Annotated in this window: 15 protein-coding genes and 1 pseudogene; 8 read left to right on the forward strand and 8 right to left on the reverse strand. The window is 67.6% G+C overall.

Annotated features, from left to right (window positions below; all coding sequences use genetic code 11):
- Positions 1-147: 147 nt before the first annotated feature.
- The gene (gene smqnr, locus AC5P8R_RS10080) at positions 148-795 is read left to right on the forward strand and encodes a SmQnr family pentapeptide repeat protein (RefSeq protein ID WP_014646203.1); all 648 of its coding nucleotides are present in this window, start codon (positions 148-150) and stop codon (positions 793-795) included.
- A 3-nt stretch (positions 796-798) separates the two neighbouring features.
- On the opposite strand, the gene AC5P8R_RS10085 is transcribed toward smqnr, so the two are convergent.
- Both AC5P8R_RS10085 and AC5P8R_RS10090 read right to left on the reverse strand, forming a co-directional pair.
- Positions 799-1,473 (reverse strand): class I SAM-dependent methyltransferase, encoded by a 675-nt coding sequence (locus tag AC5P8R_RS10085; RefSeq protein WP_014646204.1) that lies wholly within the window; start codon positions 1,471-1,473, stop codon positions 799-801.
- Positions 1,474-1,571: 98 nt separating this feature from the next.
- On the reverse strand, positions 1,572-2,951 hold the full coding sequence (locus AC5P8R_RS10090) for an aminotransferase-like domain-containing protein (RefSeq protein ID WP_069117551.1): 1,380 nt from the start codon (positions 2,949-2,951) through the stop codon (positions 1,572-1,574).
- Positions 2,952-3,084: 133 nt separating this feature from the next.
- Here AC5P8R_RS10090 and AC5P8R_RS10095 point away from each other — a divergent pair, with 133 nt between their 5' ends.
- The gene (locus AC5P8R_RS10095) at positions 3,085-3,948 is read left to right on the forward strand and encodes a DMT family transporter (RefSeq protein WP_032958514.1); all 864 of its coding nucleotides are present in this window, start codon (positions 3,085-3,087) and stop codon (positions 3,946-3,948) included.
- 49 nt (positions 3,949-3,997) lie between these two features.
- Here the strand turns inward: AC5P8R_RS10095 and AC5P8R_RS10100 are convergent, their stop codons facing one another.
- Positions 3,998-4,921, reverse strand: coding sequence for a LysR family transcriptional regulator (locus tag AC5P8R_RS10100; RefSeq protein ID WP_495223348.1), 924 nt, complete (start codon positions 4,919-4,921; stop codon positions 3,998-4,000).
- A gap of 106 nt (positions 4,922-5,027) precedes the next feature.
- Between AC5P8R_RS10100 and AC5P8R_RS10105 the strand changes: the two genes are divergently transcribed.
- On the forward strand, positions 5,028-6,545 hold the full coding sequence (locus tag AC5P8R_RS10105) for an MFS transporter (protein WP_014646208.1): 1,518 nt from the start codon (positions 5,028-5,030) through the stop codon (positions 6,543-6,545).
- A 278-nt stretch (positions 6,546-6,823) separates the two neighbouring features.
- Here the strand turns inward: AC5P8R_RS10105 and AC5P8R_RS10110 are convergent, their stop codons facing one another.
- Positions 6,824-7,228 carry a GFA family protein gene (locus AC5P8R_RS10110; RefSeq protein WP_014646209.1) on the reverse strand — a complete coding sequence of 135 codons (405 nt, stop codon included), beginning with the start codon at positions 7,226-7,228 and terminating at the stop codon, positions 6,824-6,826.
- 167 nt (positions 7,229-7,395) lie between these two features.
- Between AC5P8R_RS10110 and AC5P8R_RS10115 the strand changes: the two genes are divergently transcribed.
- Positions 7,396-8,370, forward strand: a complete 975-nt coding sequence (locus AC5P8R_RS10115; protein ID WP_014646210.1) for an Lnb N-terminal periplasmic domain-containing protein — start codon at positions 7,396-7,398, stop codon at positions 8,368-8,370.
- Positions 8,370-10,391, forward strand: a complete 2,022-nt coding sequence (locus AC5P8R_RS10120) for an esterase/lipase family protein (RefSeq protein WP_014646211.1) — start codon at positions 8,370-8,372, stop codon at positions 10,389-10,391. The genes AC5P8R_RS10115 and AC5P8R_RS10120 overlap by 1 nt, the downstream gene beginning before the upstream one ends.
- A gap of 87 nt (positions 10,392-10,478) precedes the next feature.
- Here the strand turns inward: AC5P8R_RS10120 and AC5P8R_RS10125 are convergent, their stop codons facing one another.
- The gene (locus AC5P8R_RS10125) at positions 10,479-11,900 is read right to left on the reverse strand and encodes an MFS transporter (protein ID WP_495223349.1); all 1,422 of its coding nucleotides are present in this window, start codon (positions 11,898-11,900) and stop codon (positions 10,479-10,481) included.
- Between the two features lie 29 nt (positions 11,901-11,929).
- Here AC5P8R_RS10125 and soxR point away from each other — a divergent pair, with 29 nt between their 5' ends.
- Complete coding sequence (gene soxR / locus AC5P8R_RS10130; protein ID WP_021202603.1) at positions 11,930-12,364, forward strand: redox-sensitive transcriptional activator SoxR; 435 nt, start codon at positions 11,930-11,932, stop codon at positions 12,362-12,364.
- A gap of 72 nt (positions 12,365-12,436) precedes the next feature.
- On the opposite strand, the pseudogene AC5P8R_RS10135 reads toward soxR, so the two are convergent.
- Positions 12,437-13,066, reverse strand: a pseudogene (locus AC5P8R_RS10135) (short chain dehydrogenase); the annotation flags it as partial.
- A gap of 71 nt (positions 13,067-13,137) precedes the next feature.
- Here AC5P8R_RS10135 and AC5P8R_RS10140 point away from each other — a divergent pair.
- Complete coding sequence (locus AC5P8R_RS10140) at positions 13,138-14,013, forward strand: LysR family transcriptional regulator (RefSeq protein ID WP_495223350.1); 876 nt, start codon at positions 13,138-13,140, stop codon at positions 14,011-14,013.
- 59 nt (positions 14,014-14,072) lie between these two features.
- On the opposite strand, the gene proC is transcribed toward AC5P8R_RS10140, so the two are convergent.
- Positions 14,073-14,894: a pyrroline-5-carboxylate reductase gene (gene proC, locus AC5P8R_RS10145; RefSeq protein ID WP_495223351.1), complete on the reverse strand. Its 822-nt coding sequence runs from the start codon at positions 14,892-14,894 to the stop codon at positions 14,073-14,075.
- An 18-nt stretch (positions 14,895-14,912) separates the two neighbouring features.
- Positions 14,913-15,590 (reverse strand): YggS family pyridoxal phosphate-dependent enzyme, encoded by a 678-nt coding sequence (locus AC5P8R_RS10150; RefSeq protein WP_032958502.1) that lies wholly within the window; start codon positions 15,588-15,590, stop codon positions 14,913-14,915.
- An 87-nt stretch (positions 15,591-15,677) separates the two neighbouring features.
- On the opposite strand from AC5P8R_RS10150, the gene AC5P8R_RS10155 reads away from it, so the two are divergent.
- Positions 15,678-16,715 (forward strand): type IV pilus twitching motility protein PilT, encoded by a 1,038-nt coding sequence (locus tag AC5P8R_RS10155; RefSeq protein WP_004147099.1) that lies wholly within the window; start codon positions 15,678-15,680, stop codon positions 16,713-16,715.
- Positions 16,716-16,752: the final 37 nt, after the last annotated feature.

Genomic DNA, 16,752 nt, shown 5'->3' on the forward strand with positions numbered 1-16,752 from the left:
GTTCGTGCATTAACGTGCAACAACGTGCATGCTGCGTTTGGGCGGGGCACAGGGCGGCTGGACTGCCGGTGAATCCGCCCGCGCCCACGTCTATGGATCGCCCTCGCGGCCCGGCATGATGGCGGGGCACCTGGCATGGAATCCCTGATGTCCCCCACCGTTCACCGCAAGCTGCGCATCGGCGCGGACCAGTACACCGGCCAGAAAGTGGTCGACCAGCAGTTCCATGAGTGCGATTTTTCCGGTGCCGACCTGACCGCCACCGAGTTCATCAACTGCAGCTTCTACGATGCCGACAGCCGCAGCGGCTGCCGCTTCAATGGCGCCACATTGAAGGAGGCCAGCTTCCGCAGCTGCGACATCAGCATGTGCCACTTCAACTTCATCAAGGCGCTGGGCCTGGAGATCAGCGAGTGCCGCGCGCAGGGTGCGGATTTCAGCAACGCCAGCTTCATGAACCAGATCACCACGCGCAGCTGGTTCTGCAGCGCCTTCATCAAGAAGTCGAACCTGCGCTATGCCAATTTCTCGCGGGTCACGCTGGAGAAATGCGAACTGTGGGAGAACCGCTGGGACGGTGCAAACGTCAGCGGCGCCAGCTTTGCCGGCTCGGACCTGTCCGGTGGCCAGTTCGAGGGAATCGACTGGAACAGCGCCAACTTCACCGACTGCGACCTGACCAATTCCGATCTGGGCGAGCTGGACCTGCGCAGCACCAACCTGCGTGGCGCCACGCTGGATGTCCAGCAGGTGGCGCTGTTGATGCAGCGGATCGGCATCACCGTGGTGCCGTAGGCATTACCCGGCGTACGCCACCCAGCCCTTGAAGCTGAAGCCTGCATAGAACAGCTCCACGCCGTCGAAGCCGGCCTCCTGCAGCAGCGTCACTTCCTGTTCGGGGGCCAGCAGCGGCAGCCGCTCGGCAATGGCGTCGATCGCGCGCTGTGCATCGGCGTGGGCAACGCCGGAGGCTTCGGCGAACGCGGCGTAGCGCTGCAACCAGCGCAGCTTGCCGGCCGGATCCTGCGGCACGCTGTGGTGGGCCACCACCAGCGGCGCGCCGGGCTGCAGGCGCCTGTGCAGCTCCCGCAGCGTGTGCAGGCGCTGCGCGCCGTCGAGGAAGTGCAGGGTCAGCAGGCAGCTGGCACCATCGAAGCGCACGTCGGGGGCATCGTCGATGTAGCCTTCCAGCAACTGCACGCGCGACATCAGCGGGCCCAGTGTCTGTTCGGCCAGGGCCAGCATCGGTGCAGCCGGGTCCACGCCCAGCAGCTGCCAGCCCGGCTGCGCCTCGGCAAATGCCTTCAGCTCCAGCCCGCCACCGGCGCCCAGCACCAGCACGCGGCCCTGCGCAGGAACGTGTTCGGCCAGCAGCAGGCGACTCATCTGCTGCAACGCGAGGAAGCCCGGCACCTGGCGCAGCGGGCCCTCGGCATAGCGGGCAACGGCCTGCGGATCGGAGAACGAAGACATGCGTGCATTCCTGCAACAGGGACATACCACTGTACCGTGGCATGCAAGTGCCTTTGCCGGGGGTCGCTCCTGCCTGCGCTGACCGGCTTGCATCCAGCTCAACGCAACGCCCGCGCCAGCACCTGCCAGATCCTCGGGTCCTGGCACTGCGAGACGTTGAAGCGCAGATAGTCGGCCGCGCGCTGCGACTGGCTGAACGCGTTGCCCGGCGCCAGCACGATGCCCTCGCGCAGGCATTGCCGCGCCAGTGCGGCGGCGTCGCGGCCGTCGGGCAGCTGGCACCACAGGAACAGGCCGGCTTCCGGCTGCAGCCACGGCGTGATGCCCAGCGCCTGCAGTTTCCGCAGTGTGTGCCGGCGTGCATCGGCCAGGCGCGAACGTATCGACTGCATGTGGCGGCGGTAACCGCTATCGGTCAGCGCGATGTGCATCAACTGCGCGGCCAGATGGCCGCCGCCAAAGCTGGTCGCCAGCTTCAGGTCGGTCAATGCTTCTATCCAGTCATGGCGTGCAGCGATGTAGCCGCAGCGCGACGCTGCCGACAGCGTCTTGGAGAAACTGCCGACGTGGATCACCCGTGACAGTCCATCGAGCGCGGCCAGCCGCGGTGCCGGCTGCAGTTCGAAGTCGGCGAAGATGTCGTCCTCGACGATGATCAACTCGCTGCGTTCGGCCAGGCCCAGCAGGCGGTGCGCGGTGTTGGCCGAAAGCACCGCGCCGGTCGGGTTGTGCAGGCCGGAATTGGTGATGTACAGCCGCGGCGAATGCGCCTGCAGGGCTTGCGCGAACGCCTCCAGGTCCGGGCCGCTGTGCGTGTACGGCACGCCGATGGCCTGCACCTGGTGCGCCTTGAGCAGCGCGTGGTAATTGAAGTAGCTCGGGTCATCGACCAGCACGCAGTCGCCGGGCTTGAGCAGGAAACGGCAGAGCAGATCGACCGCGTGCGTACCGGATTCGGTCAGCAGGATCTGCTCCATCGGTGCATCGATGCCAAGCGTGGCGCTGCGCCTTTGCAGCAGCTGGCGCAACGCGGGCAGCCCGAGCGGACCGGCGTAGTCCACCAGTTGCATGGCATCGGCACGCGCCAGCCGGCGCAGGCCGCGGCGCACGCCATCGTGATACAGCCAGTCACTGGGCATCCAGCCGCACCCTGGCTTGAGATCGCCCGCGGGCGTTTCCAGCGATTGCCGTGACACCCACAGCGGATCCACCGCGCGATCCAGCCGCGGCTCCATTTCAGCCAGCGCCAGCGGTGCGGCCGGGCCACTGACGTAGAAGCCCGAGCCTGCGCGCGCACTGATCAGGCCTTCGGCCGCCAGGCGCTCGTAGGCCTCGACCACGGTGGAGACTGAAACCCCCATGGTCGCCGCCTGCGCACGTACCGAAGGCAGGCGGGAGCCGGGGCCATCCACCCGTGCACTGATGCGGGTGCGGACGGTCTGGATGACCGATTCGATGCGGGTGAGCGGGCGCGGCATGGTGGAACCGTAGTGGAAGTGTGGGCAGTACAGTTACTTGCGGCTGTACTGGATTGTAGCTGGGGTCGTTCCGCGCCGGATGCTTCCATACAGGTGCAGCCGGGCATCGTCCGGCACCTTCAGGAGTACAGGCGTGGAACGGTCGGCGAGTGGTTGGATCAATGGCTTCATCGGTGTGGTGATCTTCGCCGGCTCATTGCCGGCCACCCGCCTGGCGGTGCTGCAGCTGGATGCCGGGTTCGTCACCGCCGCACGCGCCACCATCGCCGCGGTGCTCGGTCTGGGGCTGCTGCTTCTGCTGCGCCAGCCATGGCCGCGGCGCGGCGACCTGCCGGGGCTGGTGGTGGTCAGCCTCGGCGTTGTGGTCGGCTTCCCGCTGCTGACCGCGCTCGCGCTGCGTCACGCGTCGTCGGCGCACACCATCGTGTTCCTTGGCCTGCTGCCGTTGAGTACAGCGGTGTTCGGCGTGCTGCGCGGTGGCGATCGGCCGCGCCCGGCGTTCTGGCTGTTCTCGTTGCTGGGCAGTGCCTGCGTGGTCGGCTATGCCGCGCGCAACGGAATCGAAGCCTCGTTGCAGGCCGACCTGCTGATGCTGGCGGCGATCGTGGTGTGCGGGCTGGGCTACGCGGAAGGTGGTCGGCTCGCCCGTCATCTGGGCGGCTGGCAGGTGATCAGCTGGGCACTGCTGCTGGCGTTGCCGGTGATGCTGCCGCTGACGGTGCTGATGCGCCCGGCCTCGTTCACTGCGGTCGGTGCCTCGGCGTGGTGGGCACTGGGCTACGTGGCAGTGTTCAGCATGCTGATCGGCTTCCTGTTCTGGTACCGCGGGCTGGCCCAGGGCGGCATCGCTGCCGTCGGCCAGCTGCAGCTGCTGCAGCCGTTCTTCGGCCTGGCCCTGGCCGCGCTGCTGCTGCACGAGTCGGTCAGCCTCAGCATGGTGCTGGTGACTCTGGTCGCGGTGATCTGCGTCGCCGGCGCGCGCCGCTTCAGCCGCTAGGAAAAAGGGGACGGAGGGGATTAAGTCGTTTCAGGCACAGCAGGACCAATTACGACTTAATCCCCTCCGTCCCTTTTTCCGGGGTGCTGCGGAAAAGGTGCGCAACGGCGTAGTCGATGAACACCCGCAGGCGTGCACTGGGATGGCGCCCGCCGGGCCACAGCAGCGAGAACTGCCCCTGATGCGTGGGCAGTGTGGGCAGCACCTGTTGCAGGCGGCCATCGGCCAGCGCGTCAGCGGCGAGGAAGTCAGGCATCCAGGCCAGGCCCATGCATCCGATCGCAGCGGCCAGCACGGCCTCCATGTTGTTGCAGGTCATCGCCGTGGGAAGGCGCGCCCCGGCGTCGCCTTCGATGCCCGGCAGCTGCCACGGATGCAGCTTTCCCGTGGTGGGGTAACGGAAGCGCAGCGCGGTATGCATGCGCAGGTCGCCCACATCGCCGGGCGTTCCATGCATCTGCAGATAGCCCGGCGCCGCACAGAGGATGAAACGAAAACCCCCCAGCCGCCGTGCGGTCAGGCTGGAATCAGCCAGTTCGCCACTTCGTATCACCGCATCCAGGCCTTCGCTGACCACATCGACGATGCGGTCGTTGAAGTCCAGTTCCAGCTGCACCTGCGGATAGCGTTGCTGGAAGCCGGGCAGCACCGGCAGCAGGAAGCGGTAGCCGATGGTGGGCAGGCCGATGCGCAGCAGTCCGCTGGGGGCGTGCTGTCGCTGCGCCAGGTCCGCCTGCGCTTCGGAAAGCTCATCCAGCGCACGTCGGCAGCGTTGCAGCAGCAGTTCGCCTTCGTCGGTGAGATGCACGCGGCGGGTGGTGCGATGGAACAGGCGCGTGCCGAGTTCCTGTTCAAGCCGGGCGATGCGCTTGCCGACGGCCGAGGCTGACAGGCCGAGTACGCGGGCGGCACCGACAATGCTGCCGGCCTCCGCGGTGCGGACGAAGGCGAGCAGGGCGGAGATGGAGTCCATGCTTGGATGATTGCGGAACATCTCGCCGCAATCAACGTCCACCGAGCCTGTTTTTCTGGAATAGCGGCCTGTCCATCATCAATGCCCCTGATGGATGGAGGCCCGCATGGCCCCGGATTCGATGCTCCCTGTACCTGTCCGCGCGCAGCAGCGCTGGGCGCTGCTTGCGGTCTGCCTGGCCGCGCTGGCGTTGCCGTTGTCCTTCTCTGCCGGTGCAGTCGCGGTGCCGGCGCTGGCCCGTTCCGCGGCGGCATCGCCCACCGCGCTGGCCTGGGTGACCAACGCCTTCATGCTCACCTTCGGCAGTCTGTTGCTCGCTGCGGGCGGCTTGGCCGATCGATATGGCCGTCGGCGGCTGTTCCTGCTGGGCACGGCGGGCTTCACCACCGCCACCGCCGCCGTCTGCCTTGCTCGCACGCTGCTATGGCTGGATCTGGCGCGCGGGTTGCAGGGCGTTGCCGCGGCGGCGGCGCTGGCATCCGGCACGGCGCTGCTGGCACAGGCCTGGCAGGGGCCGGCGCGTGCCCGTGTCTTCGCCCTGCTGGGCACCACGTTCGGCATGGGGCTGGCGTTGGGGCCCTTGCTCGCGGGCCTGCTGCTGCAGACATTGGGATGGCGCAGCGTGTTCGCCGCGGGCGGTGTGCTCACGTTGGTGGCCTTCGGCCTGGGGGCACGCGCGTTGCCTGAAAGTCATGGCGAGCGCCGACCACTGGATATCGGCGGCATGCTGAGTTTCAGCCTGACGCTGGCGACGTTGACCCTGGCGCTGCTGTGGCTGGGCGAGTTCGGCCTGCATGCCGCGCGCGTGCGGCTGGCGCTGCTGGTGACGCTGCTGTTGGGCGGGGTGTTCGTCTTCATCGAACGGCGGCACCCCTCACCGTTGCTGGACCTCTCACTGTTCTCGCAACCGGCGTTCCTCGGTGTCCAGCTGCTGCCGGTGGCGACCTGCTTCGGCTACGTGGTGCTGCTGGTCGCGTTACCTCTGCAACTGCTGGGCGTGCATGGCCAGAGCGCGACGCTGGTGGGACTGCAGATGCTGGCGCTGTCCGCGCCGATGCTGGTCCTGCCGATGCTGGCCGCGCGTTGGGCGGAGCGCGTGGGAAGTGCGCGGTTGTGCACGCTGGGTCTGCTGGTGTGTGCCGCCGGCCTGTACCTGTTGTCGCGGCAGGCGTCGCACCCGTCGCCCTTGCAGTGGGTGCCGCTGCTGATGCTGGTCGGCGCAGGCACGGCTTTGCCGTGGGGGCTGATGGATGGACTGTCGGTGAGCGTGGTACCGGTGCAACGTGCCGGCATGGCCGCAGGCATATTCGGAACCGTGCGGGTGGCCGGCGAAGGCATCGCGTTGGCCGCAGTCACTGCCTTGCTTGCGCTGCTGATCGGCCATCAGCTGCAGGGCGCGTCGCCGGCACCGCTGGTGCGTGCCGGTGCCTATCTGGCCACGGGGGCGCGGGAACAGGCGCAGGCACTGCTACCGACGATGAGCCGCATGCAGCTGCAGCACGCCAGTAGTGAGGCGCTGGCGACACTGCTGCGTGTACTGGCGCTGCTGACCGCCGCCTGTGCCGCCGTGTTGCGCCTGTTGCTGCGGAAACGCACAGGTGCCTTGGTCGGGGACATGGTGTAGCAGGCTCATCGCCGCCTCCGCCGTCATCCCGCTGTCGTGTCCCGCTCACGCCGCCTATGCCCACCCGGGCCTAGTGTTGATCGTCCCCGTCCCCCACGGAGACCCGCCATGTGGCTGCTCGACCATCTCTGGCCCAGCCGTCGACCCCTTCCTCCCCCGGTCGAGGACGCGCCACAGGCACCGTCACGCCGGCCCTGGCTGAAACGCCCGGCGCGGGCCGGGCGCAGCGGCATGGCGCCCTGGCAGAAGGTGGCCACGCCACCGCGGCGCACGCGCCACTAGCCGGTGCGGTCTGATGGGTGGTTGACCCCGTCGCTGACCGGGATCACCCCAAGCGCGAACGGGTCGATGCCCTCCAGGCAGGCCACGTTGTAGCCGTACTGGTCGGGGTTGGAGCGGCGCCGGTGATGGGTGTAGATGCCGCACACCCCGCAGAAGTAGTGCTCGGCCACATGGGTGTTGAACTGGTACTTCTGCAGGTGATGCTGCCCGCGCACCACCTGCAGGCCCTGGCGGGGGACGCTGGCGGCGATGGCACCCCGGCGTCGGCACATCGAGCAGTCGCAGCGGCGCGGGTCGACGATGCCGTCCGGGAGGTCCAGCAACAGCTCGACCGTGCCGCAGTGGCAGGTGGCGCGGTGCTGGGGTTGGACCGGAACGCCGGCCACGGAAGTGATGCCCATCGTTGCTCCTGTGAGGTGAACCTGGCCGCATGGACGCAGACGGTGCGCCGCGGTCCCTGAACGGGCCGTAGATGCCACGGTGAACCCGCTTGTGGCTAACTATGCGGCTTCGGGACCGCGACAGGATGCCAGTGAGAGCCGCAGGACGTTGGATGACAGGAAGTGCCATGGCGCTGGCAGCGTTGTGGGTGACCGGGCTGCTGGCCTATCAGATGCCGGGGCCGGGCTGGCTGGCCAATGGCATTGCGGTGCTGTGGCTGCTGGTTGCGCTGTGGGCGTCGTGGCAGGTCGCGCGTGGCCGTGGCCATCGTCGCCTGGGCATGGCGTTCGGCGCGTCGCTGGCGCTGGCCGGCCTGTGGTGGCTGCTGCTCACCCCGCGCCAGGACCGCGTCTGGGCCGATGACGTGGCCCAGCGCCTGCACGTGGTGTCCTTCGACGGGCGCCACGTGGTGCTCGACAACGTGCGTGATTTCACCTGGCGCAGCGAGACCGACTACGACGCGCACTGGGTGCGCCGCGCGTACGACCTGGACCAACTCCGCTCGGCCGATCTGGTGCTGTCGTACTGGATGGGCCCGGCGATCGCCCACACCCTGATCTCGTTCGGTTTCGAGGATGGGCGCCACGTGGTGTTCTCGCTGGAGATCCGCAAGGAACGCGGCGAATCGTTCTCGGCGCTGGGCGGCTTCTTCCGCAAATTCGAGATGACCCTGGTGGCCGCGGAGGAGACCGACATCATCCGCACCCGCACCAACGCGCGTGGCGAGGATGTCTACCTGTACCGCCTGCACGGCATGGACCAGGCGCAACTGAAGCAACTGTTCGCCGCGTACATCGCGCAGGCGCGCGAACTGGATGCGAAGCCGGGCTTCTACAACACGCTCACCAGCAACTGCACCACCATCGTCTTCGATCTGGCCCGCCACATCGCGCCGCGCCTGCCGCTGGACTACCGCCTGCTGCTGTCCGGCTACCTGGCCGAATACGCACAGGAGGTCGGCGCGCTCACGCCGGGCGTGCCTTATGCCGAACTGCATGACAAGGGCCGCATCACCCAGCGTGCGCTGGACCTGGGCAGCGGCGACCACTTCTCCACCGTGATCCGCCAGGGCGTGCCCGGCACCGAGCAGGACCCGCAGTAATGACCCGACTCTTCCTGATCCGCTGGCAGCGCGCGCTGCCGGTGTTGTTCGCCGCCTTCCTGCTGCTGGGCAGCAGCGGCTGCGCGATGGTGACTGTCAAGCAGGTGAAGTCCAGCGATTCGCTGGTGAACAAGCGCGCCGATGTGCTCAACACCGGCAAGCTCAGCCCGGCCGCGCGCGAGACGCTCAGCGCGGCGGGCCTGGATGAGTCGCAGTGCGAGAAGGACTTCCTGGTCTGCCGCAGCACGTTGTTGATGACCGATGACCTCAACGTCGAGCAGCGGCTGTCGGCGTTGTCCGAACTGTGGGTGAAGGCCGCGCTGGCGCTGACGCCGAAGAAGACCGCCGCCGGCGATCCGCCGATGAGCGACGCGGCGCTGGATGCCTGGCTGGAAGCCGCGCGTTATGCCTATGCCTACCTGTTCTACAGCGGCCGCTCGCCGTCCGACCGCGCCTTCGAAGACCGGCAGACGCAGGTGCGCGACTACTACAACTACGCCGCCGAGAAGGCGGCGGTGGTGCTGTTCGTGCGCGCGCGTGCAGCGGCACTGGCCGGCGAGGACTATACGAAGCCGATCTCGGTCGGCAGCTGGTCGCTGGCCTCCAACTACCAGCAGTTGAACCTGAAGAGCATTCCGGCGCAGCTGGTGCCGGCCGGCACGGTCAGCTTCGTCGGCCTGCGCAGCACCTATCGCCGCGATGGCTTCGGTGCCGAGCTGGTGATGGTGATGGACCCGCCCAAGCTGGTCGCGCCGGTGATCGCGGGCGATGGGCCGAAGGCGGAAACAGCGGCGGATGATGCTGACGACGAGCGCCGTGGCCGCCGCCATCGGCATGACGATTCGGTGCCGGAATTCAGCGAGATGTCCTCGATCAACGTCACCGCGCTGCTGCGTTTCGAAGGCAGCAGCCTGGAAGACGTGATGCGCACGCGCCGGGTTGAACTGGACGCCTATTCGCCGGAGGCCACTGAACGCATCACCCTGCACGGCGAACAGGTGCCGCTGGCCGGCAATTTCACCGCTGCCTACGGTCTGTGGCTGGCGCAGAGTGGCTTCGCCCGGCAGTCACTGCGCACACTGTTCGGCATGAGTGAGGGCATCGGCGAACCGCACATCTACCTGATGCAGCCGTGGGACCCGAACCGCCGCATCATCTTCATGCTGCACGGCCTGGCCAGCAGCCCGGAAGCCTGGGTGAACCTGGCCAACGAGATCATGGGCGACCCCGAGCTGCGCCAGCAGTTCCAGGTGTGGCAGGTCTACTACCCGACCAATGCACCGATCGCGCTGAACCGCTACGAGATCGCCAACGCGTTCAATGACACGCTCAAGCACTTCGACCCCAACGGCAGCACACGCGCATCGAAGGACATGGTCTATATCGGCCACAGCATGGGCGGCGTGCTCGCGCGGCTGCTGGTGAGCGACTCGGGTGATGTGCTGTGGGATGACCTGCTGGCCAACTATGACCTGAAGGGCGAGCGGCTGAAGCGGGTGCAGGCCAAGCTGGGGCCACTGCTGCATTTCAAGGCGCAGCCGAACGTGGAACGCGCGATCTTCATCGCCGCGCCGCACCAGGGCACGGATATCGCAGGCAACAAGGTCGGGCGGCTGATCGGGCGCCTGGTACGCCTGCCGCTGACCATTCTCGGCAAGTTCGAGGACGTGTTCATGGCGCTGGCACAGGCCGAGCAGCAGGTCGACGGCACCGCCAAGCCGAAGATTCCCAACAGCATCGACAACCTCAAGGCCAGCGATCCGTTCGTGAAGGCCGCCGCACAGCTGCCGATCGAAGCGGGCCTGAAGTACCACTCGATCATCGCCCAGCGCAAGCCGGAGCTGCCGGTGGAGAAGTCCGATGACGGGCTGGTGCCGTACTGGAGCGCGCATCTGCCGGGCGCGCTGTCGGAGAAGGTGATCATTTCCGGCCACAGCGTGCAGGAGACCCCGCAGGCCGTGCTGGAAGTGCGCCGCATCCTGCATCGGGATATCGATGATGTGGGAGCCGGTACACGGTAATGCCGGCCTCTGGCCGTCGCCATCATGGGATTCCCGCGTGCGCGGAGGTTGCCGGCCAGCGGCCGGCACTACCGGAATCCGGCGGCGCTACACCCGCCGCGCGATCACTGCGGCCAGCACCGCCAGACCGAAGGTGATGGCCAGGCACAGCAGGTAGCCGGTGTGCGGCGCGCTTTCCACGAACATGGCGAATAACGCGCCGGACACCGCCAGCGCGGTGGTCACCGACAACGCCTCGCTCAGCTGCAGCGCCGAGGTATTGGCACCCTGCTCATGCGGTGCTGACAGCGACAGGGTCAGCACCGACAGGCTGGCGTAGATCATGCCCATGCCGAAGCCGGTCACGGCCCAGCCGACCAGCGCGACCGGCAGCGGCATCGGGTTGAACAGCACCGACAGCGTTGCGGCGATGCCGAACGTCATCATCACCGTGCCAACGCGCAGCAGCTGCTGGCGTGACCAGCCACGCTGCTGGTGGCCCTGCAGCCATGAACCGGCGAACCAGCCCAGCGCACCGAGGCTGAGCACGGCGCCTGCCCAGCTGGGCGAGAGCCCGCGTTCGCGCTGCAGCAGCAGGGGCAGATAGGCCTCGCAGGCGAAGAACGCCGCTGCAGCAATGCCGCGCAACGCGATCACGCTGGGCAGGCCGCGGCGCAGGATCAGGGTTCCGGCCGGCAGCAGCCGATGCACGCAGAACAGCAGCGCCAGCATCGCCACGCCGATGCAGAGCAGGGCGGCCATGCCCTGTTGCTGGCCGCCGACGTAGAGCAGTAGTGCGGCCAGTGAGGCGCCAGAGGCCCAGCGCACCACGTTGCTGCGTTCGCCATCGTTGCAGACCGCAACGGGAGGTTGCATGCGCGCCAGTGCCGGGCGCAGCAGCAGTGCGGCCGGTATCGCCAGCAGTGGCACTGCCAGGAATACCCAGCGCCAGCCCAGGTGCTGCACCATCAGGCCACTCAACGCCGGGCCGACCATCGAGGGCACCACCCAGCCTGCGGAGAACGCCGCGAACACCTTCGGTCGCAGGTGCTTGGGGTAGCTGCGGCCGACCATCACGTAGAGCGAGACCGAAATCGCGCCCGCGCCCAGGCCCTGCATCAGGCGCCCGGCCACCAGCATGCCCATGCGCGTCGCAAAGCCGGCCAGCAGCAGGCCCAGCACGAAGCAGCCCAGGCCGTACCAGAGTGGCCGCGCGGGGCCGTGGCGATCGGCCCAGCGCCCGGCCAGGGTCATGCCGATCACACTGGTGGCCAGGGTGCCGCCAAAGGCCAGCGCGTACAGGCGCAGTCCATCGAGTGCTTCGGCCACGGTGGGCATCGCGGCCGCGACGGCCAGTGCTTCGAAGGCGTGCAGCGCGACCAGTGCGACCATGCCGATGGTCGTGGCGCGGTAGCGCGCGGACAGGATCGAGCTGTCAGCCGGCAGGTGGGTGTCGGCGGGAGAGAGGGTCGGGGTCATACGGGTCAGGTGCAGGCCGCGCTTGTCAACGGGCGGCGAAGATAGCAGCATGCCACCTCAACTGTAGTTGAGGTCAAGCAATGGCATCCCAGGAACTCAGCGTTGGCGAGGTCTCCCAGCGCAGTGGCGTGGCCGTTTCCGCACTGCATTTCTACGAGCGCAAGGGGCTGATCAGCAGCCTGCGCACCTCGGGCAACCAACGTCGTTACAGCCGGGACGTGCTGCGCCGGTTGGCGGTGATCCGCGTGGCGCAGCGGGTGGGCATGCCGCTGGAAGCAGTCGGCCGTGCCTTCGAAAGCCTGCCTGACGGACGCGCACCGACCAAAGCGGATTGGGCCAGGCTGTCCGCGCGCTGGCGCACCGAGCTGGAAGAGCGCATCCACATGCTGCAGCTGCTGCGCGACGAACTGACCGGCTGCATCGGTTGTGGCTGCCTGTCGCTGCAGCATTGCCGCCTGGCCAATCCCGGCGACGTCCTCGGCGAACGCGGCGACGGCCCGATGCGCTGGGAGTGAGCGACAAAAAGGGGACGGAGGGGATTATGTCGTTTGTGCACTTGCGACTTAATCCCCTCCGTCCCCTTTTTCTTACCAGACCGTGATCGTCTCGCCGCTCTGGATGCCTTCCACCGCGCGCTGGAAGGCCAGTGCCGCGCGCTGTGCGCTTACCGCCTCGAAGCCCGGGAAGTAGGGGCCGTAGGCGGCCATCGATTCGATCAGTACGTTCGGGCTGACCACGTTGATGCGCAGGCCGCGCGGCAGCAGCTCCAGTGCGGCTGCGCGCACGAAGCCTTCCAGTGCGGCATTCACCGAGGTGGCGTTGACGCCGTCGCGGATCGGTTGTGCGCTGACGATGCCGCTGGTCAGGGTGATCGAGCCGCCGCTGTTGAGATGATGCTGCGCGGCCAGTGCCAGCCTCACCTGGCCCAGCAGTTTGTCCTGCAGGCCGAGGTTGAACTGCGCCGGCGTCATCTGCTGCAGCGGGCCGAAGTGCAGCTTGCCGGCGGTGGAAATCACCGCATCGACCGGGCCGGTACGTGCGAACAGTTCGGCGACGCTGGCGTCATCGGTCAGGTCCACGCGCAGTTCGCCGCTGCTGCGGCCGGCGGCGAGAATCTGATGCTGTTGGCCGAGCTGGCGGGCGACTGCCTGGCCGAGGGTGCCGCTGGCACCAACGAGGAGGATCTTCATGGCCGTTCCTTGCGTAAGGGAGTGAGCGCAGTCTGCGCCCTCACAATGGGGTTAGGTAAGCGGCGTATGATTCGCAGATTCCTAACTAAGGATTAGTAATGGATACCCTTCGATGCATGCAGGCCTTCGTTGCCGTGGCCGAGCGTGGCAGCTTCGCCGGCGCCGCCGAACAGCTGCAGGTCTCGGCGGTGATGGTGGGCAAGTACATCCAGCAGCTGGAGGCGCATCTGGGTGCCGCGCTGCTGCAACGGAACACCCGCCGCCAGCGCCTGACCGAAGCCGGCAGCGCCTATCTGGCCGGATGCCGGCAAGTGCTGGAGCAGGTGCAGCAGGCCGAGGCCGATGTGGCCGGTCTGCAGGTACAGCCGCGTGGCCTGCTGCGGGTCAGTGCGCCGACCACCTGGGGCAGCTGCGTGCTGGCGCCGCAGCTGGCCGGCCTGCTGCGCGCGCAGCCGCAGTTGAACATCGAACTGGATCTGAGCAACCGCCGTGTGGACCTGATCGAGGACGGCTTCGACGTGGCGATCCGGGTCGGGCCGTTGCCATCGCAGGAGGTGGTGGCGCGGCCGCTGCCGCCGTATGCGATGAGCCTGTGCGCGGCGCCGTCTTACCTGCGCAGGCGCGGCACGCCACGCACGCCGGCGGACCTGCAGGGGCATGATTGCCTGAGCCATCTTGCCTGGCGTGGTGGCCATGGCTGGCAGTTGGCCAACGGTGAACAGGTGGATTGGGAGGCGCGGCTGACCTGCAACGACGGGTTCGCGCTGCGCGGAGCCGCCGTGGCCGGGGCCGGGTTGGTGTTGCAGCCCACCGCGCTGTTGGCGGGGGAGATCGCAGCAGGGCGCCTGAAGCCGCTGCTGCGCGACTGCCTGCCCGAACCGCGACCGATGCATCTGATCTACCTGCCGGATCGACGGCCGCGCCCGCGGCTGCAGTGCTTCGTCGATTTCGTCATGGCCACATTTGGGCAATGAGCATCCACGCCATGCGTGGATGATGGTAGGTGCCGACCGTTGGTCGGCACACATCGGGATCAATCATTCGCCGCAGACAATTCCCGCCCGCGCACCTGCGCAGCACGCAGCGCGTTGTCCACCAGCACTTCGAAACCACCGGCCTGGAAGCTCTCGATCGCGGCCTGGGTGGTGCCGTTCGGCGAGGTCACACGGCGGCGGAGCTCGGCCGGGCTTTCGCCGGCTTCATCGAGCATGCGCGAGGCGCCCAGCAGGGTCTGCACCACCAGCGTGCGCGCGGCGTCGGCCGGCAGGCCCTGGGCAATGCCCGCCGCTTCCATCGCTTCGGCCAGCAGGAACACGTAGGCCGGCCCGCTGCCGGACACGGCAGTGACCGAATCCATCAGCGCCTCGCGCTCGATCCACACGGTACGGCCGGCACTGGCCAATACCTGTTCGGCCTGCGAGCGCTGCTGTGCATCCACCGACGGCGTGGCATACAGGCCGGTCACGCCGGCGCCGAGCAGGGCCGGCGTGTTGGGCATTGCACGCACCACCGGCAGGTTGCCGCCCAGCCAGCGTTCCAGCTGCGCGCTGGTGATGCCGGCGGCGATCGACACCACCAGTGGCCGGCTTGCCTGGGCCAGTGCCTGCAGCGACTGGCAGACCTCGCGCAGCACCTGTGGCTTCACCGCCAGCAGCCAGGTGCGGCCCTGTGCGGCGGCATCGGCGGCATTGTCGTGCACCTGCACGCCGAAATCGGTGGCCAGCGACTCGCGCAGTGCTGCAACCGGTTCGGCCACGTGGATGTGTGCGGCGGGCACGCCCTGGCGGATCAGGCCGGCGATCAGGCTGCGCGCCATGTTGCCGCCTCCGATGAAGGTGATGGAATCAGCTGTCATGAAACTCTCCTTGCAAGATCAGGCCGGGCGAGGACGCGCGCCGAACAGGGCGGTGCCGATGCGCACCAAAGTGGCGCCCTCGGCGATGGCGTCGGCGTAGTCGCTGCTCATGCCCATCGACAGCGTGTCGACCTGCGCGTGCTGGGCGGCCAGCGACTGGAAAAGTGTGCGCATGCGCACGAACGCATCCCGACGGCGTTCCGCCTCGGGCCATGGCGCGGGAATCGCCATCAGGCCACGCAGGCGCAGGGTGGGCTCGGCGGCAATCGCAGCGGCCAGCACCTCGACATCCTCCGGCGCACAGCCGTGCTTGCTGGATTCATCGTCGATGTTGACCTGGATCAGCACATTCAGCGGACCACGCGCTGCCGGGCGATGGCGCGCCAGCGCCGTCACCAGCTTGGGCCGGTCCACGCTCTGCACCCAATCGAAGTGGGTGGCCACGGCCTCGGCCTTGTTCGACTGCAGGTGGCCGATCAGGTGCCACTCCAGCGCCAGGTGCTGCAGCGCCTGCATCTTGGCCAGCGCTTCCTGCACATAGTTCTCGCCGAAGGCCTGCTGGCCCTGCGCGGCCAGCGCAGCCACGGCCTCGGCCGGTTGGGTCTTGGAAACGGCCAGCAGGCGCGGATCGGGCCGGCCGGCCGCCTCGGCGGCGGCATGCAGGTTGCTCAGGATCTGGGGCAGGGGAGTGGCCACGTAACGCGTTCCGTTGAATCAGGAGGCTATACTGCCGCCCGGGGAAAGATCCTTCCAGTCGAAGCCGTTATTGGGGAGTAGCCGCTCATGGATATCGCCGAACTGCTGGCGTTTTCCGTAAAGAACAAAGCGTCCGACCTGCACCTGTCCGCAGGCCTGCCGCCGATGATCCGCGTGGACGGCGACGTTCGCCGGATCAACATCCCGGCCCTGGACCACAAGCAGGTCCATGCGCTGGTGTACGACATCATGTCCGACAAGCAGCGCCGCGATTACGAGGAATTCCTCGAAGTGGACTTCTCCTTCGAGATCCCGTCGCTGGCGCGCTTCCGTGTGAACGCGTTCAACCAGAACCGTGGCGCCGGTGCGGTGTTCCGTACCATTCCGTCCGAGGTGCTCACCCTCGAGGACCTGGCCTGCCCGCCGCTGTTCCGCGAGGTGATCCAGCAGCCGCAGGGCCTGATCCTGGTGACCGGCCCCACCGGTTCGGGCAAGTCGACCACGCTGGCGGCGATGATCGACTACATCAACAAGAACGAATACGGCCACATCCTCACCGTCGAGGATCCGATCGAATTCGTGCACACCTCGCAGAAGTGCCTGATCAACCAGCGCGAAGTGCACCGCGATACGCATGGCTTCAACGAAGCGCTGCGCTCGGCACTGCGTGAGGACCCGGACATCATCCTGGTGGGCGAACTTCGCGACCTGGAAACCATCCGCCTGGCACTGACCGCCGCGGAAACCGGCCACCTGGTGTTCGGAACCCTGCACACCAGCTCGGCGGCCAAGACCATCGACCGCATCATCGACGTGTTCCCGGCCGGCGAAAAGCCGATGGTGCGTTCGATGCTGTCCGAGTCGCTGCGTGCGGTGATCTCGCAGGCGCTGCTGAAGAAGGTTGGCGGCGGTCGTACCGCAGCGTGGGAAATCATGGTCGGCACTCCGGCCATCCGCAACCTGATCCGCGAAGACAAGGTGGCGCAGATGTATTCGGCCATCCAGACCGGCCAGCAGTACGGCATGATGACCCTGGACCAGCATCTGCAGGACCTGGTCAAGCGCAGCCTGATCACCCGCAACCAAGCCCGCGAGTACGCCAAGGACAAGCGCCTGTTCGAGTAAGGCGGGACAACCACGGGCGGCGTGCACCAGTGCGGCG

The sequence above is a fragment of the Stenotrophomonas sp. YJH_SMC_73 genome, from assembly GCF_059370155.1.